We start from the raw sequence: 24517 nt of genomic DNA, 5'->3' as shown, positions 1-24517 counted from the left end.
CCTTGTAGAGACGCGAAATTTCGCGTCTCTACATTCTTTTTCGGAGATGTCTACTATGTTCACTGCAAATAAATAAAATCACCTTTGCCCACTGCCTGTATACTTCTGTTGAAGCTGGCGAAGATATTGGTAATTAGACTGTGGTAGTTGTGTCGGCTGCTGCATACCATAATTCCCATATGACTGTGGTAGTTGCGTTGGCTGCTGCATACCATAATTCCCATATGACTGTGGTAGTTGCGTCGGCTGCTGCAAGCCATAATTACCATATCCCACAGGGTTTGTGGGGGTGACAACGCCTTGACTTTGACTCTGGCTAGAGTAAGGTGGAATATTCGTTGGTGCGACAGAGGTGACTGGGGGCGTCACTGGTGCTAAATTAGGCACTACCTGACCACTATTTAAATTATTGTAAGGATTTTGCGGTAAGTTTGTACCCGTTGAAGTATAACCTGTACCAGTAGTTAACCCATTACTAGGCAATAGCTGACCGTTATTTAAATTACTGTAGGGATTTTGTGGTAAGTTTGTACCCGTTGAGGTGTAGCCAGTCCCAGCAGTTAACCCAGTACTTGGTAGAGAATTTTGACTGGGTAAGCTGTTGATGGGTGGCATTAGCGTTACTCCTGAGTCAGAGCCTCGTCCCGATGCATTTGTCTGAGTTGCAGTACCATTGAAGTTAGACAATTTCTGGTTTATCGATTGGTTGAGCGCCGCTTGCTGAGGGCTGATAGAGAGGGAATTTTGATTATTATTGGTTTGATTAGTTAATCCAATACCCAGGCTAGAGGATGTTTGTTCCCCCCCTGTAGGTTGAGATGCCGCATTTAATGTCTTAAGACCGAGAAACTGGTTATTACTATCAACCGTCCCAGTACGCAATAAATTTTCTGTTTTTACAACAAAGGGATTTTCCACGGCTGGCGAGGTGTCGCCATTAACTATGCCTAAACCAGGATTTAATTTGGTATCAGTACCAGACTTTTGTTTGTTAATTATATCGTCTAATAAGTCGTTGCTCTTTTTTCCCTGAGTGTTTTCCTTCGGGGTATTTGCTGTTGCTGAGAGAGTTGCTTGCTCAAAGTCATTAAATAAAACTGGCAAGTTATCAATATCCGCTGCAATAGCTCTGTTTTCTGCCGACAGGTCGGAATCAGCAGGTTTTTGTGAAGCGACTTGGTTTTTTTGTTTATAAACGAAAATATCTGGATTTGACCAGTATTGCCAGGTTACTAGCCCTACTACAGATAAAAAAATTCCAGCTGCCCAAAAACCAGGTCGCTTTAGATTCCATAATAATCTGGCTCTGAGATAGCGTAAGTAGGCGGGAGGATAATGTCGATGTGGCATGGGATTGATAATTGAAATTTACTCGAAATCGGGAAAACTTGACGGAAGCTGAAGACGTTGCTGTTTAATGCTTTTGCTTTCCTCAATAGGAAATGTCTCAATTTAAGTTTGAATGGTGATTTCATCCTAACTTCTCCATTAGTTATTAGTCATTATCAATAGACATGTACTAGTCAAAAATTTACTTTTTAGCGGCTGGAGTCCTTGGGCAAGATTTTCTAGAAAGTTATGGCAATTTATGGTTAGTTTTTGGGTATCGGTAACACTGGATAACATCAGGAGTTAACAACTGGTCTAATTTATTGTTGTGGCTGGACAAAAGTCCAACTTTTTTACTTTCTAGTTAGCAAACTGTGCGCTGCAATGCTTCGATACGTCTATGAGGGCGCTGGGTTGCACCGGACTATTAACCAGGAGACTACAGCAATGATGAAAGCTGAAGATATTATGACCAAAGATGTAGTTACCATTCGCGGTTCGGCGACTGTTGCTGAAGCAGTAGCGGTGATGAAGGAAAAAAGATTGCGATCGCTGGTTGTGGATCGTCGCTATGACAATGATGCTTATGGTATTGTCACAGAAACGGATATTGTCTATAAGGTAATAGCCTATGGTCAAGACCCAAAGCAAGTGCGGGTTTACGAAATTATGAGCAAGCCTTGCATTGTGGTCAATCCTGATTTGGGTGTGGAATATGTAGCGCGGTTATTTGCTAACACTGGTATTCATAGAGCACCTGTGATTCAAGGCAAGCTGTTGGGCATCATCTCAATTACCGACATTTTGACCAAAAGCGACTTTGTGGAAGCGCCAAAAGCGGTACTGCTGGAGGAGAGAATTCAAAAAGCAATTGAGCAAGCTCGTGCTATTTGCACTGAACAAGGTGCTTATTCTAAATCCTGTGCAGCTGCCTGGGATGAAGTAGAAGAACTCCAGGCAGAAGCAGCTCATCAGAAAGCTGAGGGTATGGTATCAGCCAAAGTTTCTTTTGAAAAATACTGTAAAGAAAACCCAAATGCACCGGAATGTCGAAATTATCATCCGTAATCGAACGTGAGTTCGATGGCTGGAATTTGACCTCTCTTCTAAGCTACGGTGTATACACAAGTCTTTCTGGAAGCAATTTACGGTTTATCGAATAGCTTAACAAAACCTCAAGAAAGGTTCTGCTACGCTCTCACCTGTCCCTCTCCTTGGTAAGGAGAGGGATGTCCGTCAGGACTCTTTGAGGTTTTTGTTTTGGGTAATTGCATGACTTGTGTGTACACAGTAGCACTTCCTCAATTTAGCGTTTGGCAACTCGGATCAATAAGAATAGACCTATTCCCAAAAAAAGAAAGTTGGGCAACCAAGCCCCTATAAAGGGAGAGAGGACACCTGCTTGCGCGGTCGCACCACTAATAAAGAAAATTAAGTAGTAGGAAAATATAACTATGACACTAATCCCAAAGCTGGTACCTCTTCCAGTTCGCTGGGGTATGCTTCCCATCGCTGCACCTACTAAGCCAAAAACTACACATACAAAAGGTAAGGAGATTTTTTGTTGAATCCGCACTTCGAGTTTACGAATTTTTTGGCGATCGCCACCGAGATTTTCCACTTCTAGTTGCTGTAGTGCTTCAGAAATATTCATCTCACCATAGTCCCGGCTTTTTTCTGCCAGACTTAATGGCGTGCGCGGTAGTTGCAGTTGTTGATGTTCAAATCTGACAATGTTGCGATAAGAGCGATCGGCAGCGACAAAATAGATCGTGCCGTTGTAAAAATCCCAGATATTTTGAGAAGGATTCCACTGGGCAGATTCTGATATCACAATTTGATTTAGACCTTTTGTTGAGCGGTCTATAATTGTCAAACCTTTCATTCGCTTACCATCAAACTGATCGGCGTAAAACAAGCGTGTCAATATTCTATTCTTAGAGCCATCCGGCTCCTTAACATCCTGGTATTCAGGATAAAAAATATTTTGCTGTTTAAAAGTTGGCTTGTTTGATTTAAGCGCTTTATCCAGAGTCATCGCCGCTTGATAATTTGCTGCTGGTGCAATTTGTTCGTTAAACACAAATGTCATTCCTGTAACCACAAGACTTAACATCACAGCAGTTAGAATTATGCGATAGACGCTGACCCCACAACCACGCAGGGCAATTAGTTCGCTGTCGCTAGAAAGACGACTGTAGGTCATCAAAGTAGCCAGCAGCGTAGACATGGGGAAAGCTAAAACGATAAAATTGGGAAATTTTAACAAAAAAACTTGAATAGCAATGTCTATAGCTAGCCCAGATTCTACGATTTTTCTGACGAGATCAAATACAGCATCAATGGTGACACCAAGTGATGAAAAAGCTCCGACACCAAAGAAAAACGGCGCTAACAATTCGCTGGCAAGGTAGCGATCCATGATCGTAAAAGGCAGCAGCGAATGGAGGCTGTAAAAGGACGTGAGCTTCTTTGATATCATAAGCAACTTGAAAAGTTAAAAATTGGCAAACCCTAGTAAAGCAAAGTATATGTTTAATGTCAAAATGAAATTAATTAAGAAATTTATGCTTAATAATAAAGAATATCCTTTGAAATTATTAACTAAATAATTGTTAATTTAGACTTGAAAGTTATCCCCTAAATAATATTGCCGCACCAGGGGATTGCTGTAGAGTTCGTCAGCAGCGCCAAAAGCGAGAATTTGTCCCTCGCGCATGATGTAGGCGCGGTCGGTGATGGCGAGGGTTTCACGGACATTATGATCTGTAATTAAGATTCCCATGCCGCGATCGCGCAGTTGTGCTACAATTTTCTGAATTTCTGAGACTGCGATCGGATCAACTCCCGCAAATGGTTCATCCAAAAGTAAAAATTTTGGCCCTTCTTGTCCAGCAGCTAAAGACCTGGCTAATTCCGTCCGCCGTCGCTCACCACCAGAAAGTTGAATTCCTTTGCTATTGGCTAATTTTTCCAAGCGAAACTCCCGCAGTAAAGTTTTGAGTCGTCTTGCCCACTCCCATCGTGGCACATTAGTTTGCTCTAGCACCAACAGAATATTATCCTCTACTGAGAGTTGGCGAAAAATACTTGCTTCTTGTGCTAGATAGCCAATACCCAATCGCGCCCTTTTGTGCATTGGCATTCCCGTAACGTCGAGATTACCTAGCCAGACTTTTCCTTGATTGGGTTTTTCTAAACCTGTGGCAATGTAAAAGGTCGTCGTTTTACCAGCCCCATTGGGGCCTAGTAAACCAACGATTTCGCCTTGAGCAACAGAAAGATTGACACGATTGACAATTACTCGCTTGCCGTAAGATTTGTGAATATTCTCTAAAATAATTTTCATTGTTCGCGCCCTTTCTTGGTGGTAAATGCTAATTAGAACGCTTGAATGGTGGTGTCTTTGGGGCAGGTGTCGCAGTTTGTCCATTATTATTTGATTCCTGCACCATGTAGATGGACTCTACCTGACTGTTGGATTGGGGTAAGGCAACAAATCGCCCTTCATCAATTAAATAGGTTACTTTCTCCGCCCGAATACTATTACCACCCTGTTGCAAAATATAGACGTTGCCACTGAAATCAATTCGGCGTTCTTTACTAAAGTACTGCGCTTGGGCAGATGTTGCCTGAATCTGGCGAGCAGGATACAACATTTGCACATTACCGCGAGCGGTGACTACTTGATTTTTCGCGTCATATTCTTGCACATCAGCGCGGATAGTCAGGGGGCGATTTGCTCCAGATGTTTGTGCAGTAGCGGTTTGCAGTTGGGTAGGGAAGACAAAAGCGCCCAAGAGTGTAACTGGCAGCATTAAAGCTAATCCAAAGCGACGCATTTGTGATCTGGGTAATTGATAGCGGGGCATCATAGCAGTTTGGGATTCAGGATTTCAGCTTGCATTCTAATTATCTCAAGTACTTTATCCAGACTATAAAATATATAATCTGGAGTGATTTCCGATAACTACTGGCTGAAATAGTGACGCTACCCTTAACCTCAAGGTTTCAGGTAATTGCCATAGAAGTAAAAATGACGTAGGCACAATTCATCAATTGTGCCTAGCAAAGATTTCGGGCAACGCATAATTAATTTCACCAGATGTCTAATCAGTAGTTAGCACAATTCTAGGCAAAGATAAGACTTGATGTTCACCCAAATCACCAGATGTAATCTTGTCTGGCCCAATTTTTTGTAATGTCTTCAACAACACTGCACTCTGACTCAATAGCTCATCGACATCAATCCCGCCGTAACTAGATGGATAACGTTGCAAGCGATTGCTGCCCTCTCCCAGTAGAATTACTGCACCTCGCCAGTTAAGATTCTCCAAATGATACAGTGCTACAGCAATCTGGAGAATGCCTTGATAAAAGGTTTTTTCTGGTTCACTAGCTTCAATCCACAAAGCCTCTAAAGTGTCATGACAGGCATAGAACTGACCAGAATTGAACTGTTCTATGCCTTGCCAAAACTCTTGGGGCATGGTTTCGCTCATCCCATGCTCTCTCGTACTTCTTTAATTGCTTGGAGAGAGATTTCTTGTTTTTCTCCAGCAAACTCGTTGTCAGGGGTGAGGAACAACATGCAATGGCACTCTTTGCGTTCTCTCATTGGCACACAGGGACAGTTCCAATATGTGGCATGAACTTCAGCTTCTTTATCTTCGTAGTGGCGACAGGGACATAAAGGCGCACCTAGTTCGTCTTTATGTTTGGCTAGTCCTTCAATCACAACTGCGGTGACAGAAGGTTCAGAACAGAAATATGTTCCAGTACGCTTGGCGTATTGTTCGGAAAAATGCCGCATTGCCTCTAGGCTTCTATCGCTGGATTTTGTGTTATGTTCTTTATGTTCTGATGTGATCATGTGGATCGGTCGCTCATAATTTAAATATTTCTTTGCATTGTACCTCAGCCTCACTAGAGGATTACTGGGTGTATTTCCCCAACCTTACCTGCTCAAATTGTTTTACCGTGGCTCAAAGGCTGATATGTCGGGTGTGCTGGGATCGGACAAAATCTAGGAAATCACAAAAGCTTAATTTATAAGCTAATGAGAATTCAATTTGCATCTTGAGGCAGAATTTAAAAGTCAAGAGGTTGATTTATTCTCATCAAAAAATGATGCTGGGACTCCTCTAAAGGCAGACACGGAGCGCGGCCCTTCCGCAAGTTTTTGTATTATTTACTTTATTTATACATTGTACTGAGTTTTTTATCATAACTTTATAATATTTTATCAAAAAAATTAAGTAAGGAAACTTGTCTATTTTGCTACCTAATGTAAACTCTGAAGTATTTCATAAAAAAAGTACACATTGATCAAGAGTTATAGCGGCTGCCATAATGGTTAGGACAAGTCTGCTATAGATAGCTGTGACAGCCGCTCTCTTAGGATTTGCGAATGTCCTAAGCTATCTGTCCACGGCTATACAACTTCCACTATTGTGAGTATTTAAACTATTGGGAAAAAGTTATTGACTGCTGCGATCGCAGCAACAGTCATTGTTTTGGGAATAGGAGTAGTAGCACAAGCAAGCTACTTTAAGTGCTGGTTCAGTATTAAGACGTAAACAGCAACAGAATACAAAGCTAAAGCAAAGTTAATACCAATTTAATGTTTTTTGCAGTTGGGGTTGCAAAGCGATCGCACTTTGCAAAACTATACCAGGGTGTTCCCTATTGATTACCTCTTGTTCTGCTGGTGAGGAAATATTTGGCCACAAAACCCAGCGACTGCCTTGAGGAAGAGTAGCAAGGCTCAGGGAGTTTTGAGTCAGCCAAATCAAAGGGTAGCTTTTAGGAACTACTGAACTGGCATCTTCTAGGGCTGTGGTTGCTGCTAAGGCTTCTAAAACATAGGCATCGCCTTTAATAAAATCTGTTGATGCTGTCCATAGTTGCACTTGTAATTGCTGTTGCTGTGCATAAAAATATAGGGATACTGCGGCAATTACTGCTTGTTCAAAGTTTTCTTCTTCCCAATTGCTAGCACTGTCAAGGGCAATAACTATTTCTTCTCCACCTGTAACCATTTCTAACTCCCGCACCCTTAATTCCCCATAGCGGGCGCTAGTTCGCCAGTGAATCAGACGAGTAGGATCTCCGATGCGGTAGGGACGTAGTGATCGCACCAGCCCCGTTGTCGCTGTCTGCAACGGTCTACCACGAAGATCGCCCCTTTTGCTCTCTTCTTGCCCCATTTCATCTACTAAGGGGCAAGTAGCCAAAGGTAACACTGTCGGATAGACGATCGCCATTGCAGCACAATCACGCTGACGGCGACACCAGAATAATCCCAAAGGCGCACCAGAACCCAGTTCGACTGTGTGCCAGCGATAGATACCCCGACGCTGAGTCGGGTGGTAATATAGCCAACGGTAATTACCTTGGCTAGGAATTGTTTCGATTGCCTTTTGTACTGGCTTCCCTAAGACGAAGGGCAGCATATCTTCAACTTGTAATAAGCTTACAGCCTGCTGTGTGTGATTGCAGATTTCTAATTCTACCTTCAGATCATCGCCAGCTGATACTGGCTGTATGGGGCGGCGGGTGATGGATAGATTTGTGAGCGATCGCGGCGGTAAGATGGCTGCTACACCCAAAAGGGCAAAACTGATGCCGCTAATGGCGTACAGCCAGCCAGCCATCGTATTGATACCTGCTGCAAAAAAACAAATAGCAGTTGCTCCTAGTATCCAACCGCCGTATGCAGGGGCACAAGCACGCGTTTCTAACCAATTGGTGATGGGTTTGAGGATTTTCATGTTTCTTTTTTAACCCAATACCACCCAAAAATCACAGTGTTATCTTTTCACAGGCTTTGTCGTACTGTGGTAATCGCTTTGTACACGACTTATCTAAGTATATATTCGTCTTCTTTATGTTTTACTTACTTAATAAGAAATAATGTCAATTTTTCCGCTGTAACCAAGCAAAAATTTCCTCGACAGAGAGTGTCAAATTTAAATCTTCTAACACTGGCAATATATCTTTTCCTGCTAACAAATCTGGTAAAGAATTAGGCTGATAAACTAAAATAGAGCGTTCACTTGGGTCAATCAACCATCCGAGCTGACTCCCATTTCTCAAACAGTGTAAAATATTGCCAGTTACTTTAGTTTGACTTTGAGCCGGAGAAAGAATTTCTATTACCCAAGCGGGTGCAAAATTAATACCACTACTAATAATCTCACCACTTTCATCCAGTGGTAGTTGATTAGTGGAGATAACAACCACATCAGGAACTACTGAACGATTACCGCAGGTACAGCGCAATTCAGGAAAGGCTTCGTAGTTAGTTCCCAAGCCATCAATCATTGCAACTAAACGTTTTTGTAATAAGCTGTGTTTACCTCCTCCCATTGGTTTTTGAATTACCCCTCCGTTAATATATTCCCAAGCTGGTGACTCATCAATGTATGGAAGTTTTAAGAACTCCTCTAGAGTCATGCTTTCTGGAACTGTAATTTTTCCTTGCGTCAACCCAATATTTTTCATAATTCGGTTAGAAGCTGTTTATCTGTTGGAACCAGTGGCTATTTTGAAATCAAAATTGTTCTAGTCTTGCCTTTTTAGTATAGGTTGAAGCATTAACTACTATATTGATAGTCTTTACCAAAACCCGATGTTTTGAATATAACTTTTTCGTCAGTTATTGACTCAAGGATCTTTTCATGTGGGCAATAAGGATAGAATGCGATCGCGTAACTTACCGTAAGTATCGCTTTCTTTAAGAATCCCTGCTGGCTAACGATGTCTACGATGGTCACTGAGCTTCTTGTACTGAGCGCAGTCGTTGGCGCAGCCTCTCGTAGAGAAGTGCGGGCTGTTCGGTGACGCGCTTGGCTTGTGTCGTGATGGAACTAATGGGCGATGTCTACGACGGGCGTAGCTGCGGCACTGTAAATATATGTTATGGTTTGGCGATCGCTTTCTATGAGAATCTCTGCTGGCTAGCGATCTGTCTTTACCAACAACTTGAAAAACTAACGTTACGCGGCATTGATTATGCTGATTCTAGATGAGTGACCGGAATTTGTTCGATTTTTTCAGTGGGTTTCGCTCCAGTTGCAACAGCATGAACCGCATGAAGAATATCGGCAGAATAGTACCGATTGCCACAGGTATCACAAACACCAATCGTCACATCTTCGAGGATGACAAATCCATCTCTATGTTTAAATGCCTCGCGCTTGACAATTAGAGGTTGAACAGTTCCTTGGCAATACTCGCATCTATATCCATACATAAGGCTAGCCTTGGGCTTCAGTAACTTCATAAACAGTGAGAATCAAATAATGTCAAGCATGACCAGGTTGTGAGGAGAGGCTTTGCTAAACGCATCACTGCAATTTTATAAGCATTGTGCTGAGGCTGAGTTGTATCAACTAAACACAATAAGACTCCTGCATCACACAGGATCATAGCTCTAGCCCTTGTTGCCGATACTTGTTGAGTAGGAGTTGCTGATAGTTATTGACTGGTTCAGGTGGATATACGTCTAAGGAATCCACAGCCTCAAACCATTGTGACCATTTTTCCACAAGCCTTTCATTAGGCTGACTCTTAGCAATTTTAACTTGATGTTTGTGGATAACAAAATCAATGAAATCGGTCACTTCTTGCAGGGGTGGTTTGGAAAGTTGCTGCAATTTTGCGATCGCAGTTTACGAATAGTCATGATATACGCCCAACAATAACTTCTAATATTTCAAAATCAATATCACATCGCTCTGATTTATCTGAGTTTAGCATTAAAAGTATTGGAAGATGCCCAGATGGTGCTGTCCGTGAGTAGTGAATATCAGAGTAGTATACCCAATCTTCTTCTTTCCGCCAGCCAACTTCATCACCAAATTTTTCTTGTATTTCCTCACTATTATAAGTGGTATCAGAACCGCCTCCAAGACGTTTCCAAATGCGTTTTTGAATGCTAAACCCAAATCGTCCATTGCTATACTTTAACCAGAGTTTATTTATATTATTTAAGTCTTTTCTGGGAAGAACTTTTATATGTTCTGAGCAAAAATAATTTATCAAATAAGTTCTGTATGGTGAAGTTTCCGGTAACTCTTTATGAGATATCACATAGATTATTTTAGCCGTTTCTAAATCAGCCTCCTTCCACTTCCTAGCTTGAAGTAATTCGTCTAGTTTCTGATAATGCCCCGATACTATTTCAGTGAAATCTTTAGAAGAAGTGTGACTATAAGCTGTAGCACTATTAACAACTTCTCTTGCTACTTCAGTTTCATCATTAGTTTTCGTAGTTTTAGTACTAAAAGATTTTTTCCACATAAAAAGCTTTTTTCTAACCTTGGGCTTTTTCCGGGCTTCTTCTGCTAATTCAGTTGTAATTTTTGTTTTAGCGTCTTCTTCACTATAACCATCATTTTTTAGTTCAGTTATTAACTCACGAATTTCTTGAGCAATTTCTGAAAAATCCTGATTTATGTTAATAACATCTCCATATATCTCAATTTGATCGCCATTAAGATTTTCGGTGTAATTACCTCCTTTTGTATAAATATTGCGAGTTTCATTTATATCATCATCTATTGAGCTTTCATCTAAACTGTTTGCCTTATGTTTAGCTCTTGAAATATATAGATAGAAACCTAATCCAAATATTAGTATAGCTAATGTACCGAAAAAAATAGCAAAAATTATCTGATAGTTTGCTAAGACATAAATGATGACTTTGTTTGATAAATTAATAATAGTAAGGTATACAGCCCTAACTAAAGCTATGCTAACCAAACCGTATATTACCTTCTCTACCAACGAAAGCCGATTGTTCAGAAGATAGAACTCTCTGAATATTTGCTTTATTGGAATTTTCATATTTAAACTTATGATCAGTGCTTTATGACGTAAAAAGAATTGACAATTTAAAATGACAGAGGAATGCCTAATGAAGCAAAAACTAATTTAATAACATTGAGTGTAGCTTCTCCGATGACAGCACTTGCAGCAGCATCACGTATAGATTGCCCTAATTTAACAAGTTTACCTTTAACTCTAGGATTATTTTGAACTTCATTTGCCCAATCTTTAGCTACCTTCTGTTGAGCAGCTTGGTGATTATAGCCCTGATTTTCTAGCTGCTCTAAGAACTCTTCTATTTGTGTAGCAGCTTCAGATAAATCCTCACTAATATTTATATAATTATCATTATTTATGTAATTACCGTGTACTTGCAAATAATTACCTTCAATAGATTTGTTAAAGTTACCACCAGCCCCTAAATATATGTTGTAAGTATTATTGTGATTTCCATCGCTCATAAAAAACTCCTAGCTAGTATATTTGCGAATCGAATGTACTGACTTGCCCTAAATGAATTGATTAATTTATAGTAGCTTATAGTACTACATTTAACTACTACAAGATTACTAAACGAAAAAAGCCTGCGTCAGCAGGCTTTTTTTATGATGTTATTAAATAAATGGGTGAGCAAGAAAAGCCACCGCTATGAATTACCGTTTCGCCAACTTTTTCGACATCTTCCGCAGACGAATCGATTGGGGTGTAACTTCCACCAATTCATCGGGGCCAATGTATTCCAAAGCACGCTCTAAACTCATGTCTATCGGTGCTTGCAGTTGCACTAATTCATCACTACCAGCAGCCCGGTGGTTGGTTAACTGCTTAGTCTTACAGATATTTAGTTCCAAGTCTTGCGGACGATTGTGTTCTCCCACAATCATGCCTCTGTAAACCTTTGTACCGGGAACAATAAAGAATGCTCCTCTATCTTCGGCATTCCTCATGGCATAGAAGGTAGAAACGCCTTCTTCAAAAGCAATTAAAACACCTTTGTTACGGGCTTCAATGTCGCCACTGAGTTGACGGTAGTCCAAGAAGCTGTGGTTCATGATGCCTTCACCACGAGTCATCCGCATGAATTCACCCCGGAAACCAATCAAACCACGGGCGGGTATGACAAACTCTAACTGGGTGCGATCGCCACTACCTGGTTGCATATCTTGCATTTCGCCTTTGCGTTGTCCCAGGCGTTCAATACAGCTACCCACACCATCAACAGGAATGTCTAATACCAAGAGTTCGTAAGGTTCGCAAGGATGTCCGTTGACTTCGCGGTAAATTACCTGTGGCTGAGATACCTGAAACTCGAAGCCTTCCCGGCGCATGGTTTCAATTAAGATACCTAAGTGGAGTTCGCCACGACCGGAAACAAGGAATTTATCGGGAGAATCGGTTTCCTCGACACGTAAAGCAACGTTGGTTTCGAGTTCGCGGAATAGGCGATCGCGCACTTGTCTTGATGTCACCAACTTACCCTCTTGACCTGCAAAGGGCGAATCATTCACCCAGAAGGTCATTTGCAAGGTTGGTTCATCTACTTTAATTAGTGGTAAAGCTTGCGGTTCATTGGGGTCAGTAATCGTTTCCCCAATATAAGCATCAGCGAAACCAGCCACCGCAACAATATAACCTGCGGTTGCTTCTTCCATGTCTACGCGCTTCAGTCCTTCAAAGCCCATCAACTTGGTAATTTTACCTTTGACAATAGTGCCATCTTCTGTAACTAAAGCTGCTTGTTGTCCTGAGCGGATAGTACCGTTGTGAATTCTGCCAATGACAATCCGTCCCAGATATTCTGAATAATCTAGGGTTGTGACTTGCAATTGCAGAGGCTTATTGCTGTCGCCCACTGGTGATGGAACGTGTTGCAGAATCGCGTTAAACAGGGGTTGCATATCTACCGATTCTGCTTCCAAGCTTTCCTTGGCGAAACCTGCCATACCGGAAGCAAACAGATAGGTAAAATCACACTGGTCTTCATCTGCCCCTAATTCCAAGAACAGATCCAATACTTTATCGACAGCAATGTGGGGGTCAACTTGACCACGGTCGATTTTGTTGATTACAACGATGGGGCGCAGCCCTTTTTCTAAAGCTTTTTTGAGTACAAAGCGTGTTTGGGGCATGGGACCTTCGTTGGCATCGACAATCAGAAGACATCCGTCAACCATGCCGAGTACCCGTTCAACTTCACCGCCAAAGTCAGCGTGTCCAGGAGTATCAACAATATTGATTAGTGTTTCTTTGTAGCGAACTGCTGTATTTTTGGACAGGATAGTAATACCCCGTTCCCGTTCTAGGGCGTTGGAGTCCATAACGCAATCCGGAACGTCTTCGCCTTCGCGGAAAATGCCGGATTGTTTGAGGAGTGCGTCAACCAGAGTGGTTTTGCCGTGGTCAACGTGGGCGATAATGGCGACGTTGCGAATTGGGAGCGTCATAGAAACTTTTGGTGAACTCTAGAGGGGGTTTTGAGATTTACATTTGAATGCTAGGATTTTTTAACAGAATTAGGTATGATTAGCAAAACTCTGTGAAGAACCTTTAACAATTATAGCCTAATCGTCACAATTGCGGTGAGGTTTGTCAAGGCTGCGTTGCGATCGTCTGAGTACATATCACCGTAAAAGCGGTTTGGAAATATTGAAACTTGATGTTGGGTTTCACTACCCTTCTCCTGTCGGAGACGCTACGCGAACGGGAAGCTACCCTTTGACTGTCTACGTTCTACCCAACCTCAGAATGATTAAATTTCATACCCTTTTTGTGCTGTCTCGACCAAACTATAAATAAAGGGTGAAGACAAGTAGGGTAAATAGGGAGAGTTAACCCTAAAGGTTGACGTAGTGGACTAGCGGATTGATTTTTAATAGTACTAGTATACTATTTGAATATATTTAAACTAAAATATAGGAATCATATTTGATTTCTGAAAAAGGCTACGAGATAATACGGGGGATATATCTGTCTAACAGCGAACAATGAGAAAGCAGTATCTACAAGCTGGGATCACTTCTTTTCAACGGCTACTTATACTAAGCGGTTTTGCCTACATATTGCTATAACTATATAACCTCAGCAGAAATTTTATGAAATGTTTGTAATTTAGGTTAAGTTATGCGCTTATCTAGCACAGACATCAGAAGATTTTTAGAAGAAGGAAGCCTTAAAATAGTTGGTAGAAGTGAACTTGAGTTCAATACTAATGAGCAAATCAGACCTTCTTCTGTCGATGTTCGTATCTCCGATGATTTTTGGAAATTTAAAAATTATGAAACACTTGAGTATTTAGATATATTAGATATAGAAAAAGCTAGATATTTTAAAGATAATCCTAAATTAATTTATGAACAAATACATTGTGTAAATAAATTCAAGTTTGTAGTAAGGACTTTAGTCTTAATAATTGTTGTTTTGAGCGATGAATCACTCAGTACGAACTATGATTTTATTTTATGCTTAATTATACCTACCTACTTAAGATATATAGTTCTGTAAAACTAGCATTAAAATGTTATCCGCCTGGGGATAGAATACAGATTTAAATATTATCTATCTAAAAGTATAATCACATAATTTGTAACTAAAAGCTTTGTTTATCTACCCAGAGTTGTGAGTGCGATCGCTCAAAAGAAAGAGGCAACATCCCTAACCTCTATGTCAAGGTGATATTAGTTAAGAATTATGAACACTTTGCCGAGGAGAACACGGATGGTAACTACTTTAGATGATACGAAACGCAATGCTATTGCTATAAAATTGGCAAGTATCAAAGCACTTCAAAAGTTAGTAATTGAAAATGAGAAATTACTTTTGAGAGAAGGACTTGATGCCGAAATTGCTGATCGCATTCGGAATTTCATTAATGATGATGAAAAAAATCTTGGTATTTTAGAAACTGTAATTGGTCAGTATGGCATTCAGGCTGAACCAAAAAAAACTGTTACAGAATTCATTGAAAAAGCTAGCGAATTGTTCAAAGGTTCAGAGTTGAGCCTGTATGAAAAAGTATCTCAGCATGAATTGCTGAAACATCAACTAGTAATGAGTGGCTTGATAGTTCACAAGGCTGCTCAAAAAGTTGGTGCTGACATATTGCTAGCGATCGCACCTTTGAATACGATTAACTTTGAGAACCGTGCTCACCAAGAGCAACTCAAAGGCATTCTGGAGATTCTGGGTGTCCGTGAACTCACTGGACAAGATGCAGATCAAGGAATTTGGGCACGGGTTCAAGACGCTTTAGCCGCAGTCAGTGGTGTGGTAGGTAGTGCTGTTACCCAAACCAGCGACAAAAAGGATCTAAATATCCAAGATGTGATCCGCCTCGATCACAACAATGTAAATACGCTGTTCACCGAACTGCTGCAAAGCGACAATCCACAGAAGATCCAAGAATACTTTGGTCAGATTTACAAGGATTTAACCGCTCACGCTGAAGCTGAAGAGGAAGTAGTCTATCCAAGAGTACGTCCTTTCTACGGTCAAGATAACACCCAAGAACTGTTTGATGAACAAGCTCATGCGAAGCTGGCGTTAGAGGAAATTAAGGCTCTCAGCCCATCTTCACCCCAATTCAAAGATAAAGTCAAACAGCTATTGGCTGAACTTGGCGATCATATTCGTCAAGAAGAAAGCACACTGTTTGCAGCCATTCGCAACAACTTGAGTACTGAGCAAAGTGAGCAACTTGCTACTGAATTTAAAGCTGCTAAGACCCGAATTCAAGAGAAATTGGGCGTAGTTAACGAATCTAACGTGTAGGATGCTTTCGGGCTTTCTATATCCGCTAAAAAAGGTTAGTTAAACAAAAACTCCCAGCGCTGATGTACTGGGAGTTTTTGTTTAAAAATTTTGCTGACAGTATTTATAAGCCGCATAAGCCATAGTTACAACCCCAGTGACAATAGCAGATTCATCGACTTCAAATTGGGGATGGTGTAATGGGTGGTTAATAATTCTTTCTTTGTAGCCTACACCCAAGCGAAACATAGAACCGGGGACGTGTTCCAAATAAATAGAAAAGTCTTCAGATCCAAGGGAAGATTCGGGTAAGACTTGAACGCGATCGCTACTCCAAGCTTCTTCGGCGGCTGATTGCAATAATTGCGTCAAGACATAATCATTTTGGACACTGGGTACCCCCTGGCGATAATTGACTTGATACTTTGCTCCGTAGGTATGGCAAACATTAGATACAATGTTTTCAATCCAGTTCGGGAGATGGGCACGGGTTTCGGGGTGGAGCGATCGCACGGTTCCCAATAACTGCACTTTATCAGCAATTATATTCGGCGCTCTGCCACCGTTAATTTTCCCTATGCTCAATACTACAGGACGCAAGGCATTTTGTGTCCGGCTGATGGCTTGTTGCAGTGCAGTAATAATTTGGCAAGCAATCCAAATTGCATCAATCGCCTCATGGGGACGCGCCCCGTGCCCAGATTCTCCCATAATTAGAATCTCTAAATCATCAGCGGCGGCCGTCAATGCCCCGTAACGTACACCAATAGATCCTGCCGGTATAGAAGGGAAAACATGAACCCCTAATATAGCCGAGACATTTTCCATCGCTCCATCTTTCACCATCCAGCTTGCCCCTTGGGCAATTTCCTCAGCTGGCTGAAATAAAAACCGCACTTTCCCACCCAACTCCCCTGCCACTTGGGACAGCACCATCGCTGTTCCTAACCCGACTGTGGTATGGACATCGTGACCGCAAGCGTGCATAACACCGTCTGCGCGAGAGGCATATTCCAAATTAGTGCCCTCTTGAATTGGCAAAGCATCCATATCTGTGCGAATTGCCAATAAACGGTCATTTTGGCTAGTGCCTTGCAATTCTCCAATGACGCCCGTTTTCCCAACTCCCTCTTGTACGTGCAGACCGCTGGAAGACAAAACACCAGCTACAAAGGCTGCTGTTTGGTACTCCTGACCGCTGAGTTCTGGGTGAGAGTGGATGTGGCGGCGAATTTCAATTAAGCGAGGCGCTAGTTTTACGGCTAAGTCTTTAATACGGGTAAGCATCGATTTAATTAATCTATAGGCTTTTTTCCCATGATAAAGAAATGTTAACAAACAAAATGCTCTTTGCCATACAACCAGACGTGCAGAGGGTAGGAAAGGATGAGGGAGATGAATTAATAACCAATGCCCCATGCCCCATGCCCCATGCCCCATGCCCAATGCCCAATGCCCAATGCCCAATGCCCCATTTATTTTGAATAGCAGGTTGTGCCTCGGGTATTTTCGGGTTTAAACTCGTTACATTCTCTCAGATTTTGACGCTCTAACGACCAGTCATAAGCTTTGTTGGAGGTTACTACACCATTAGCCAGAGTTGTTAGTCGGAAGTTTGCCCCCCGAAAATTGGTAAACTGCAATTTAGCATCTTTTAAGTTTGCTGCTTCTAAATTGGCACTGATGAAACCGGCATAAGATAGATCGGCATTTTCGAGGGATGCTGATTTCAAATTTGCTCCTGTTAAGGAAGCACCACTGAGATTCGCCGAATTCAGAATCGCACCTTCTAAATTTGCACCGGTGAGATCGGCATTCGTGAGATTAGTTTGAGATAATGTGGCGCTACTTAAGTCAGCCCCTCGCAAATTTGCTCCAGTTAAGTTCAGTTGAGTTAGGTCAGCACCACTCAAATTACACCGGGGACAGGTACTTGTGGACTTCAACTGATCCAAATCTAGCTGATTTAAAGCAAAAGCCTGCTCTGCAAACCCGAAACAAGCTAACAGGGCGACGGTAGCAACAATCTTAAGTTTCATATTTTTTACAGAGATCCACAAAAATGACAGTTTCCGCAGATTGCGTACTGCCATACTTACATATACCGCTTCTCTAAGGAAGAACAGGGATGAAGCATTGATTAAGAAGGTGTAAAAATACTATAAATTCTAATGGTAAGACTACTCAAACTGAAATCTAGGCTATAGAATCGAGTCGTGAGCAACTATACCGAATCAATTATAGACTACTACATATGTGATCCCCCTAGCTCGATTAATAAAGACGACTAGGGGGATCTTGTTTTTGGGCACTTGATTAACAACAAAGGCAGAGGACAGGATGGATTTATCCCAATATCAGCAATTCTCAATTTAGGAAAACTTCCCCAAAGTGCGATCGCCCCTTATCCCTCACTATCCAAAATGCTGCTGATATCTTGTGTTGCGTATAGGATTCGCACAACTTGAATGGCATCCTCCCGTACAATGTAAAAAATCAGGTACTTCCGGTAGTGCTTCACGGCCCACTTTTGTTGGCTGCCAAAATTGTTCAACTAGCTGAGTATGCTTCTGTTCCCACCAATCATCCGTTGCAACAATTGCTTCTTTGCTGTCTAACCCCTCTAGTAGCAGCGCCTCAACCCGTTATTGCTGGGCAACCCGCGCCTGTTCCCGCAAAATCAATTGATAGATATACTCATGCGGCGAGTCAACGCCTTCTGCTTTTGCTTGCTCCTCGACAAACGATTGAACCTAGTCTGGCAGAGAAATGTTTAGCATTCGCAACCCAGATCACGATATCGGGTCATCTGTTTTTAGAATAGCTATAAATATAGTTATATAACGAGTCAAACGGCGATCGCTCTTTGGTCACGTTCATGCAAGTATGACAGATGTAGCAAAAAGATACGAGCTATCCCATCGAAATCAAGTAGTCCAACAAAACGCGATCGCCTGTAAAGTTTCCCCAAAACGCGAGCGCCTTTAACGTTTCCCAAAAGTACGAAGGCTAAAATCTTTTGTCTCCCTGCCCCTTTTCCCCGCCACTACTTTATTTTTGCCTACAGGCTTTGTTAATTTAATATTCTACATTCCGGTTTATCCTTTAGACATCACTCTAGAATATCGACAATAAAAAATTAATCAAAAATAGACACCACATTAATACTAGATACTCTAAACATAGGCTTTGTTTTTTTCTCAGTTGTCATAAATTCCTCTGCACCAACTGACAACGCCGCAGCTACATGAAGCGCGTCCATAGCTGCTAAACCATACTGACAAGCAATGTGATAAGCATCTTGTATTACTTTTTCTATATCGTTATTCTAGTAAGTGACCGCACTAAAGAATGATTCGTAAAATTCCGCTTCTGCTGTTTTTCGATTGTAAATTGCTTTAGGTATTACCTCCATTTTGATAAATTTGCTCGAAGCAAATTCACGGTTTGAATCTGCTAAAATTTTCAAAGCTTTCTCTGAATCTTCTTCCACACCACGCGCCGCAGTTACCAGTACTCCAGAATCAATAAAAGTGATTTTCATGCGTCAGTTTCTTGTAATCCCCCGCGACGACTAGCAATTTCTTTTTCTATTTCATCTCGACTTAATAAAGGTTCACCAGAAGCAACTATCCTAGAGCGAATTTGGCGTAAACGTTCTCCCAAAGGAGTTTTGTTTGCAGAGGTTTTCAAGCGAATAAATTCGACAAAATCTAAAACTTCTTCCTGTTTGTCTTGTGGAAGAGAACGCCATTTAGTTAATAACTCTTGTTCTGCACTCATTTTGACTACCTACATCTAATAATTTAGTAAAGTCAATACTTATTCCGTGGCGGATATGAATAATAGCCACAACATCATGATGGCGATCGCCTTTTCTAGAAGTTGTTCTCAGTATACCAATCGCACTTTTCCTCGATCAACGCTATCGCCCGTGAAGTTTCCTCAAAGTACGAGCGCTCTCGAAGTTTCTCCAAAATGCGATCGCCTGTGAAGTGTCGCCAAAATGCGATCGCCCTTTCTAAAAGTTGTTCTCAGTATACCAATCGCCTGTGAACTTTCCCGAAAGTGCGATCGCTCCTGAAGCTTCTCAAAGTGCGATAGCTACGGTAAGCTACGCTAACGCCTGAGAAGTTAAATACAGAGTAAATGAAGCGGACGCAATCACAAGGACTTGGCGATTGCTTCGCTACATTTCATTTCGCTCGCAATGACATAAATAATTTTGCATACCCACTTATTTGTCACTACCAAGACCGTCGCACAGATGCCTATCGTTCTCTTCTTTTATATCTTTACTGTACCGGAGATAATCCCGCACTCCATTACAAGCACTCACTATTAGCTTATTTAGCTGTAGATCATCTAAATTTCTCCACATAATCACATTCATATTTTGACTGCTACTGCCACCAGCAGCAATTTTCTTGCCGTCAGGACTGAAAGCAACGCTCCTGAGCCAATCCTGAACGTCCCCATAAAAGGGGTTATAAAGGGTTAGCAGTTCCTCTCCTTTTAGGTTCCAAAGTTTGACAGTTCTGTCCTGACTTGCCGAGGCGAGCATCTCACCGTCAGGGCTGAAGGCTAGGCTGGTCACCCATTTTGTATGTCCTCTAAGAGTTTGGTCAGGTTGAGTGTTAAATTGACCCGTATTGTTCCGCTTCCAGAGTGTGATGCTTGTATCCGCATTAGCAGTGGCAATAGTTTTACTGTCGGGGCTGAAGGCTACGCTGCCCCCTCCAGCTTGAGATATTAGGATTTGATCAGGTTGAGTTTCAAATTGACCCGTGCTGTTTCGCTTCCAGAGTTTGATGGTTCCGTGATCACCAGTAGAAGCGAGTATCTGATTGTCACTGCTGAAGGCGACGATGCCCTCCGTAGCTTGATGTCTTAGGATTTGATCGGGTTGAGTTCCAAATTGACCCGTGCTGTTTCGCTTCCAAAGTTTGATGGTTCCGTAATGACCAATAGAGGCGAGTATCTGATTGTCACGGTCAGGACTAAAGACTACGCTCCAGACCCCAGCTTGATCTCCATCTAGGGTTTGATCGGGTTCAGTTCCAAATTGACCCATGCTGTTTCGCTTCCAGAGTTTGATGGTTCCGTCATCACCAGCAGAGGCGAGTATCTGATTGTCACGGTTAGGGCTAAAAGCAACTGTACGAACCGTAGACTGATGACCAGGGAGAGTTTGCAGTTCCTTTCCTTCAAGATTCCAGAGTTTGATGGTTGTGTCATCACCAGCAAAGGCGAGTATCTGATTGTCAGGGCTAAAGGCAACGCTCCAGACCCAATTTCTATGCCCATTGAAGGTTGACAGTTGTTCCTTTCCTTTAAGATTCCAGAGTTTGATGCTTCTGTCCCCAGCAGAGGCGAGTATCTGATTGTCAGGGCTAAAGGCAACGCTCCAAACCCAACCTGCATGCCCGCTAAGAGTTTGATAGGGTTGAGTTTCAAATTGACCTGTGCTGTCCCGCTTCCAGAGGGTGACGGTTTGTGATTCATTACCAGTGGCAATGGTTTTACCATCGGGGCTGAAAGCGACGCTCAAAATTTCACCTGTATCCCCTTGAAGAGCACCTTGAGTTTCAAATTGACCTATGCTGTTCCGCTTCCAGAGGTAGACAAAGCCGCTGCTATAATTATTGTCATTACCAGCAGAGGCGAGCATCTTACCGTCAAGGCTGAATGCGATACTCGTAAAATTTACATTATCCTTACTTATTAGGGTTTGGTTAGGTTGAGTTTCAAATTGACCCGTGCTGTTTCGCTTCCAAAGTTTGACAGTTCCGTCATCACCAGCAGAGGCGAGTATCTGATTGTCACGACTGAAGACTACGCTGTTCACCCCAGCTTTATGTCCATTTAGAGTTTGGTTAGGTTGAGTTTCAAATTGACCCGTGCTGTTTCGCTTCCAAAGTTTGACAGTTCCGTCATCACCAGCAGAGGCGAGTATCTGATTGTCACGACTGAAGACTACGCTGTTCACCCCAGCTTTATGTCCATTTAGAGTTTGGTTAGGTTGAGTTTCAAATTGACCCGTGCTGTTTCGCTTCCAAAGTTTGACAGTTCCGTCATCACCAGCAGAGGCGAGTATCTGATTGTCACGGTTAGGGCTAAAAGCAACTGTACGAACCTTAGACTGATGAGCAAGGAGAGTTTGCAGTTCCTTTCCTTCAAGATTCCAGAGTTTGACAGTTCCGCCCTGACCTGCACTTACCGAGGCAAGTATCTCACCGTCAAGGCTGAAGGCTACGCTTTTCACGTCACCTTCATTGATCAAGCGATTGCGCTCACCCAAGCCATAGAGGCTTTCCTGTAACACTGTCATCACCTCTGGATTGCTTGTATTTTGTTGTTGGAAGATTTTTCCCCCCTTGATTGCTGTTACAAAAGCCTCCAATTCTTGATGTCCATTAAATTGAGACAAGGAAGATGTACCAAGAGATTTAGCTAGATTGAGTTCCGATTGTTTCTTCTGTTTCTTCTGATTCCATGCCGTCAAACCCAATCCACTGCTAATTACCACCGCCACCACTGAACCCGCCGCAATCCCCCAGGCGGTTCTGATTTCGCGCTTCCTGCGGGCTGCTTCGACTTGTTTAAGGCGATTTCCTTCTTTAATACTCTGCTCAATAAATTCTTTTTCATCAATTAAGTCTTCTGGGCGTTTCTTGAGTTGTTCTTCTGCTACTGCTAATACTGCACCCCGCAACAATGACCCCGAATCTTTATTTGTTGCTTCCCATTCTCCCTTTGCTGAACGCAGTCGCTCTTGCCAAGCTCTGAAAACACGGTTTGTATTCATCCATTCTCGAAGTTCTCCCCAATTGCGAATCAGAGCTTCATGGACTACTTCTACTGTTTCTTGACTGCTAAGATTACGACTTGTCACCACCAACCGAGCATCAGCTAATTTTTTTACCAAAGACCAGCTTTGCTCCCCCAATTCCGCTTTCATCGCTATGCGTCTGGTATCCTCTGCTCCCTCACCCGGACGCACCAATTGAATAAAAATCCGCCGGACTTTTTCTTTCTCTTCATCTGTCAAGTTGCCATATTTCTCATCAGCATGGCGAGCTAACGCACCTTCTACTTGACCAATTTCTTCATAGATTTTGTGAGTTAATTGTTTACCCGATCGCTTGTTCCACAACTCTGTCAAAGCAAACTCTAGCAAAGGTAAATTTCCCGGTTGGTTTTCCACATCATTCAAAATGCGTTTTACCAGTCCGTCTGCAAATGTCACCCCTAATTTTTGGGCAGGTTTTTCAATGACTTGTGTTAGTTCCTCCCGATTCATCGGCCCCAGTTTCACATCAGCATTTTGCAAGATATCAGCAAAGGGACGATAGGAGAGAGCATTTCCCAAAAAATCTGCCCGCATCGTTGTCACCAACACCGTAGCCGATGAAGACACAGAAGCAGGAGTTTCTAAACTGGCTAATAAACAATCAAGAAACTGACGGCGAATTTGTTGATTGTTACAGAGTGTGTAAATTTCTTCAAATTGGTCAGCAATCAGTAACAGCCGATGATTAGGGTGCTTACGTTGAATAGAACTAAATACGCGCAAAAGTGGGGTTGTACCGTCTTTTAAATCTCTAGCCAGCTTACTAGCTTGAGCCATTTTATCAGTAGAGTCTGTGTCTTCCCTGTAAAGGGGAACAAGTGCCTCAGCCAAACTATAAAACGGGTCTTGATCAGAACCAGGACGAAAATGAGTAAACTGCCAATGACCTGTTTTTTGTAACTTAGGGACTAATCCCGCTAATACCACCGAAGATTTACCGCTTCCTGATGCACCTAGCACTGGAATAAAATTCTTGGTTTTAGTTGCACTATAAAGTTCTTCAATAAATATTTCCCGCCCAAAGAAAAACTCAGCATCATTGGGCCCAAAATGAAACAACCCCCGATAAGGACAGGGGAGATATTCATCAGTAGTGATCGCCGAATCAATAGGTTCTACTCTTGCTTCTTCCCTATAGTAAAAGTAGTTGTAGATAATGTTTTTTTCACCAACTACAGCACTCTTTACTTCATTTTCAAACTTTGAATTGTAATTGGAACTCTCTTCAGCCATCTAGATACTCCAGTGGCTGTCAGCCAAATTTATTTTCTTGTGTGTTGCGATCGCCCACCTGAGCGCCCTTCACTTCTCCTTGAAAAACTGTATTATACTTACCCCCTGCCGATTCTTCAGGTTTTACCTGTTTCAGCAACTCCTGCGCTAACTTAATAATTTCCTCATCTTTCTCAACACCAGCTTCAGCTAATTTCTTTTTAAGTGGTGCTTCATAGGTTTCAGGGTCTGTTTCGTGTTCTTCCAGAACCATTTGTGCTTTTGGTTCACTTTCAAACCTCTTCTTAATCAAGGTTTTCAACCCCTGATAGGCATCTTTAACTGCTGTTCCTGCGGTATCCTTAGTAGCTGCGATCGCACCAGCACCTAAAGCAGCAATAATCATAGAAATAGGTTCCATAGTTAATCCCCAATTATTTGTATCTAACAGCTAAAATGGTAGGACTTACGCAACTGGCATATATAGGAATCCTATTTGAGTTTTGAACAAGCTCCGTACATCTGAAGAGTGGCAAAGTCAAA

Annotated in this window: 27 protein-coding genes; 7 read left to right on the top strand and 20 right to left on the bottom strand. The window is 42.1% G+C overall.

The window, feature by feature from the left end; genetic code table 11:
• Positions 1–78: 78 nt before the first annotated feature.
• A complete protein-coding gene (locus PUQ00_RS17185) occupies positions 79–1350 on the bottom strand; it encodes a hypothetical protein (RefSeq protein WP_300418854.1) in 1272 nt (423 codons plus the stop codon).
• A gap of 426 nt (positions 1351–1776) precedes the next feature.
• On the opposite strand from PUQ00_RS17185, the gene PUQ00_RS17180 reads away from it, so the two are divergent.
• Positions 1777–2397, top strand: a complete 621-nt coding sequence (locus PUQ00_RS17180; RefSeq protein WP_300418884.1) for a CP12 domain-containing protein — start codon at positions 1777–1779, stop codon at positions 2395–2397.
• 238 nt (positions 2398–2635) lie between these two features.
• On the opposite strand, the gene PUQ00_RS17175 is transcribed toward PUQ00_RS17180, so the two are convergent.
• The 7 genes from PUQ00_RS17175 to PUQ00_RS17145 all read right to left on the bottom strand — a co-directional run bounded on the left by PUQ00_RS17175 (position 2636) and on the right by PUQ00_RS17145 (position 8835).
• Positions 2636–3811 carry an LptF/LptG family permease gene (locus tag PUQ00_RS17175; RefSeq protein WP_300418853.1) on the bottom strand — a complete coding sequence of 392 codons (1176 nt, stop codon included), beginning with the start codon at positions 3809–3811 and terminating at the stop codon, positions 2636–2638.
• Positions 3812–3949: 138 nt separating this feature from the next.
• Entirely contained in the window at positions 3950–4678 is a 729-nt protein-coding gene (lptB, locus tag PUQ00_RS17170) for an LPS export ABC transporter ATP-binding protein (protein ID WP_300418852.1), read from the bottom strand.
• A gap of 28 nt (positions 4679–4706) precedes the next feature.
• A complete protein-coding gene (locus PUQ00_RS17165; RefSeq protein WP_300418850.1) occupies positions 4707–5204 on the bottom strand; it encodes an LptA/OstA family protein in 498 nt (165 codons plus the stop codon).
• Between the two features lie 234 nt (positions 5205–5438).
• Positions 5439–5831: a DUF309 domain-containing protein gene (locus PUQ00_RS17160; RefSeq protein ID WP_300418849.1), complete on the bottom strand. Its 393-nt coding sequence runs from the start codon at positions 5829–5831 to the stop codon at positions 5439–5441.
• Positions 5828–6202, bottom strand: a complete 375-nt coding sequence (locus PUQ00_RS17155) for a ferredoxin thioredoxin reductase catalytic beta subunit (RefSeq protein ID WP_300418847.1) — start codon at positions 6200–6202, stop codon at positions 5828–5830. The genes PUQ00_RS17160 and PUQ00_RS17155 overlap by 4 nt, the downstream gene beginning before the upstream one ends.
• Before the next feature lie 736 nt (positions 6203–6938).
• Positions 6939–8102 (bottom strand): DUF58 domain-containing protein, encoded by a 1164-nt coding sequence (locus tag PUQ00_RS17150; RefSeq protein ID WP_300418845.1) that lies wholly within the window; start codon positions 8100–8102, stop codon positions 6939–6941.
• A 145-nt stretch (positions 8103–8247) separates the two neighbouring features.
• The gene (locus PUQ00_RS17145) at positions 8248–8835 is read right to left on the bottom strand and encodes a Uma2 family endonuclease (RefSeq protein ID WP_300418843.1); all 588 of its coding nucleotides are present in this window, start codon (positions 8833–8835) and stop codon (positions 8248–8250) included.
• Positions 8836–9170: 335 nt separating this feature from the next.
• Here PUQ00_RS17145 and PUQ00_RS17140 point away from each other — a divergent pair, with 335 nt between their 5' ends.
• Positions 9171–9362: a hypothetical protein gene (locus PUQ00_RS17140; RefSeq protein ID WP_300418842.1), complete on the top strand. Its 192-nt coding sequence runs from the start codon at positions 9171–9173 to the stop codon at positions 9360–9362.
• Here PUQ00_RS17140 and PUQ00_RS17135 read toward each other — a convergent pair.
• The 5 genes from PUQ00_RS17135 to typA form a co-directional block, all read right to left on the bottom strand.
• Positions 9344–9586: a YgiT-type zinc finger protein gene (locus tag PUQ00_RS17135; protein WP_300418840.1), complete on the bottom strand. Its 243-nt coding sequence runs from the start codon at positions 9584–9586 to the stop codon at positions 9344–9346. The genes PUQ00_RS17140 and PUQ00_RS17135 overlap by 19 nt on opposite strands.
• Positions 9587–9758: 172 nt before the next feature.
• On the bottom strand, positions 9759–9989 hold the full coding sequence (locus PUQ00_RS17130) for a hypothetical protein (RefSeq protein ID WP_300418838.1): 231 nt from the start codon (positions 9987–9989) through the stop codon (positions 9759–9761).
• A gap of 25 nt (positions 9990–10014) precedes the next feature.
• Positions 10015–11181: a GUN4 domain-containing protein gene (locus tag PUQ00_RS17125; RefSeq protein WP_300418836.1), complete on the bottom strand. Its 1167-nt coding sequence runs from the start codon at positions 11179–11181 to the stop codon at positions 10015–10017.
• A 47-nt stretch (positions 11182–11228) separates the two neighbouring features.
• Entirely contained in the window at positions 11229–11624 is a 396-nt protein-coding gene (locus PUQ00_RS17120; RefSeq protein ID WP_300418834.1) for a hypothetical protein, read from the bottom strand.
• A gap of 192 nt (positions 11625–11816) precedes the next feature.
• The gene (gene typA, locus PUQ00_RS17115) at positions 11817–13607 is read right to left on the bottom strand and encodes a translational GTPase TypA (RefSeq protein ID WP_300418832.1); all 1791 of its coding nucleotides are present in this window, start codon (positions 13605–13607) and stop codon (positions 11817–11819) included.
• 676 nt (positions 13608–14283) lie between these two features.
• Between typA and PUQ00_RS17110 the strand changes: the two genes are divergently transcribed.
• Positions 14284–14664, top strand: a complete 381-nt coding sequence (locus PUQ00_RS17110) for a hypothetical protein (RefSeq protein WP_300418830.1) — start codon at positions 14284–14286, stop codon at positions 14662–14664.
• 213 nt (positions 14665–14877) lie between these two features.
• Positions 14878–15930, top strand: coding sequence for a hemerythrin domain-containing protein (locus tag PUQ00_RS17105; RefSeq protein ID WP_300418829.1), 1053 nt, complete (start codon positions 14878–14880; stop codon positions 15928–15930).
• An 81-nt stretch (positions 15931–16011) separates the two neighbouring features.
• Here the strand turns inward: PUQ00_RS17105 and PUQ00_RS17100 are convergent, their stop codons facing one another.
• Complete coding sequence (locus PUQ00_RS17100) at positions 16012–17196, bottom strand: M20 family metallopeptidase (RefSeq protein ID WP_300418827.1); 1185 nt, start codon at positions 17194–17196, stop codon at positions 16012–16014.
• A 41-nt stretch (positions 17197–17237) separates the two neighbouring features.
• On the opposite strand from PUQ00_RS17100, the gene PUQ00_RS17095 reads away from it, so the two are divergent.
• A complete protein-coding gene (locus tag PUQ00_RS17095; protein WP_300418825.1) occupies positions 17238–17393 on the top strand; it encodes a hypothetical protein in 156 nt (51 codons plus the stop codon).
• Here the strand turns inward: PUQ00_RS17095 and PUQ00_RS17090 are convergent.
• Positions 17385–17948: a pentapeptide repeat-containing protein gene (locus PUQ00_RS17090; RefSeq protein WP_300418823.1), complete on the bottom strand. Its 564-nt coding sequence runs from the start codon at positions 17946–17948 to the stop codon at positions 17385–17387. The genes PUQ00_RS17095 and PUQ00_RS17090 overlap by 9 nt on opposite strands.
• Before the next feature lie 425 nt (positions 17949–18373).
• Here PUQ00_RS17090 and PUQ00_RS17085 point away from each other — a divergent pair, with 425 nt between their 5' ends.
• The gene (locus tag PUQ00_RS17085) at positions 18374–18733 is read left to right on the top strand and encodes a hypothetical protein (RefSeq protein ID WP_300418821.1); all 360 of its coding nucleotides are present in this window, start codon (positions 18374–18376) and stop codon (positions 18731–18733) included.
• Between the two features lie 24 nt (positions 18734–18757).
• On the opposite strand, the gene PUQ00_RS17080 is transcribed toward PUQ00_RS17085, so the two are convergent.
• From PUQ00_RS17080 to PUQ00_RS17070, 3 genes are all read right to left on the bottom strand, one after another.
• Positions 18758–18907, bottom strand: coding sequence for a hypothetical protein (locus PUQ00_RS17080; RefSeq protein WP_300418820.1), 150 nt, complete (start codon positions 18905–18907; stop codon positions 18758–18760).
• Positions 18908–19237: 330 nt separating this feature from the next.
• On the bottom strand, positions 19238–19453 hold the full coding sequence (locus PUQ00_RS32840) for a hypothetical protein (protein ID WP_335029968.1): 216 nt from the start codon (positions 19451–19453) through the stop codon (positions 19238–19240).
• The gene (locus PUQ00_RS17070; protein ID WP_300418819.1) at positions 19450–19692 is read right to left on the bottom strand and encodes a hypothetical protein; all 243 of its coding nucleotides are present in this window, start codon (positions 19690–19692) and stop codon (positions 19450–19452) included. Before PUQ00_RS17070 ends, PUQ00_RS32840 begins: the two co-directional genes overlap by 4 nt.
• 55 nt (positions 19693–19747) lie before the next feature.
• Here PUQ00_RS17070 and PUQ00_RS17065 point away from each other — a divergent pair, with 55 nt between their 5' ends.
• A complete protein-coding gene (locus PUQ00_RS17065; protein ID WP_300418817.1) occupies positions 19748–19903 on the top strand; it encodes a hypothetical protein in 156 nt (51 codons plus the stop codon).
• Between the two features lie 243 nt (positions 19904–20146).
• Here the strand turns inward: PUQ00_RS17065 and PUQ00_RS17060 are convergent, their stop codons facing one another.
• Together PUQ00_RS17060 and PUQ00_RS17055 are read right to left on the bottom strand one after the other, a co-directional pair.
• Entirely contained in the window at positions 20147–23995 is a 3849-nt protein-coding gene (locus PUQ00_RS17060; RefSeq protein ID WP_300418815.1) for a WD40 repeat domain-containing protein, read from the bottom strand.
• 19 nt (positions 23996–24014) lie between these two features.
• The gene (locus PUQ00_RS17055; protein WP_300418813.1) at positions 24015–24395 is read right to left on the bottom strand and encodes a hypothetical protein; all 381 of its coding nucleotides are present in this window, start codon (positions 24393–24395) and stop codon (positions 24015–24017) included.
• Positions 24396–24517: the final 122 nt, after the last annotated feature.

Source organism: Nostoc sp. S13 (assembly GCF_029379315.1).
GTDB lineage: Bacteria > Cyanobacteriota > Cyanobacteriia > Cyanobacteriales > Nostocaceae > Nostoc.
This window is presented reverse-complemented; position numbering and strand designations above follow the sequence as displayed.

What these genes read in the sequence shown, in the direction of transcription:
- PUQ00_RS17185 (WP_300418854.1), bottom strand. Translation starts at nt 1,350, where the DNA reads ATGCCACATCGACATTATCCTCCCGCCTACTTACGCTATCTCAGAGCC.
- PUQ00_RS17180 (WP_300418884.1), top strand. Translation starts at nt 1,777, where the DNA reads ATGATGAAAGCTGAAGATATTATGACCAAAGATGTAGTTACCATTCGC.
- PUQ00_RS17175 (WP_300418853.1), bottom strand. Translation starts at nt 3,811, where the DNA reads ATGATATCAAAGAAGCTCACGTCCTTTTACAGCCTCCATTCGCTGCTG.
- lptB (WP_300418852.1), bottom strand. Translation starts at nt 4,678, where the DNA reads ATGAAAATTATTTTAGAGAATATTCACAAATCTTACGGCAAGCGAGTA.
- PUQ00_RS17165 (WP_300418850.1), bottom strand. Translation starts at nt 5,204, where the DNA reads ATGATGCCCCGCTATCAATTACCCAGATCACAAATGCGTCGCTTTGGA.
- PUQ00_RS17160 (WP_300418849.1), bottom strand. Translation starts at nt 5,831, where the DNA reads ATGAGCGAAACCATGCCCCAAGAGTTTTGGCAAGGCATAGAACAGTTC.
- PUQ00_RS17155 (WP_300418847.1), bottom strand. Translation starts at nt 6,202, where the DNA reads ATGATCACATCAGAACATAAAGAACATAACACAAAATCCAGCGATAGA.
- PUQ00_RS17150 (WP_300418845.1), bottom strand. Translation starts at nt 8,102, where the DNA reads ATGAAAATCCTCAAACCCATCACCAATTGGTTAGAAACGCGTGCTTGT.
- PUQ00_RS17145 (WP_300418843.1), bottom strand. Translation starts at nt 8,835, where the DNA reads ATGAAAAATATTGGGTTGACGCAAGGAAAAATTACAGTTCCAGAAAGC.
- PUQ00_RS17135 (WP_300418840.1), bottom strand. Translation starts at nt 9,586, where the DNA reads ATGTATGGATATAGATGCGAGTATTGCCAAGGAACTGTTCAACCTCTA.
- PUQ00_RS17125 (WP_300418836.1), bottom strand. Translation starts at nt 11,181, where the DNA reads ATGAAAATTCCAATAAAGCAAATATTCAGAGAGTTCTATCTTCTGAAC.
- PUQ00_RS17120 (WP_300418834.1), bottom strand. Translation starts at nt 11,624, where the DNA reads ATGAGCGATGGAAATCACAATAATACTTACAACATATATTTAGGGGCT.
- typA (WP_300418832.1), bottom strand. Translation starts at nt 13,607, where the DNA reads ATGACGCTCCCAATTCGCAACGTCGCCATTATCGCCCACGTTGACCAC.
- PUQ00_RS17110 (WP_300418830.1), top strand. Translation starts at nt 14,284, where the DNA reads ATGCGCTTATCTAGCACAGACATCAGAAGATTTTTAGAAGAAGGAAGC.
- PUQ00_RS17105 (WP_300418829.1), top strand. Translation starts at nt 14,878, where the DNA reads ATGGTAACTACTTTAGATGATACGAAACGCAATGCTATTGCTATAAAA.
- PUQ00_RS17100 (WP_300418827.1), bottom strand. Translation starts at nt 17,196, where the DNA reads ATGCTTACCCGTATTAAAGACTTAGCCGTAAAACTAGCGCCTCGCTTA.
- PUQ00_RS17095 (WP_300418825.1), top strand. Translation starts at nt 17,238, where the DNA reads ATGTTAACAAACAAAATGCTCTTTGCCATACAACCAGACGTGCAGAGG.
- PUQ00_RS17090 (WP_300418823.1), bottom strand. Translation starts at nt 17,948, where the DNA reads ATGAAACTTAAGATTGTTGCTACCGTCGCCCTGTTAGCTTGTTTCGGG.
- PUQ00_RS32840 (WP_335029968.1), bottom strand. Translation starts at nt 19,453, where the DNA reads ATGAAAATCACTTTTATTGATTCTGGAGTACTGGTAACTGCGGCGCGT.
- PUQ00_RS17070 (WP_300418819.1), bottom strand. Translation starts at nt 19,692, where the DNA reads ATGAGTGCAGAACAAGAGTTATTAACTAAATGGCGTTCTCTTCCACAA.
- PUQ00_RS17065 (WP_300418817.1), top strand. Translation starts at nt 19,748, where the DNA reads ATGAATAATAGCCACAACATCATGATGGCGATCGCCTTTTCTAGAAGT.
- PUQ00_RS17060 (WP_300418815.1), bottom strand. Translation starts at nt 23,995, where the DNA reads ATGGCTGAAGAGAGTTCCAATTACAATTCAAAGTTTGAAAATGAAGTA.
- PUQ00_RS17055 (WP_300418813.1), bottom strand. Translation starts at nt 24,395, where the DNA reads ATGGAACCTATTTCTATGATTATTGCTGCTTTAGGTGCTGGTGCGATC.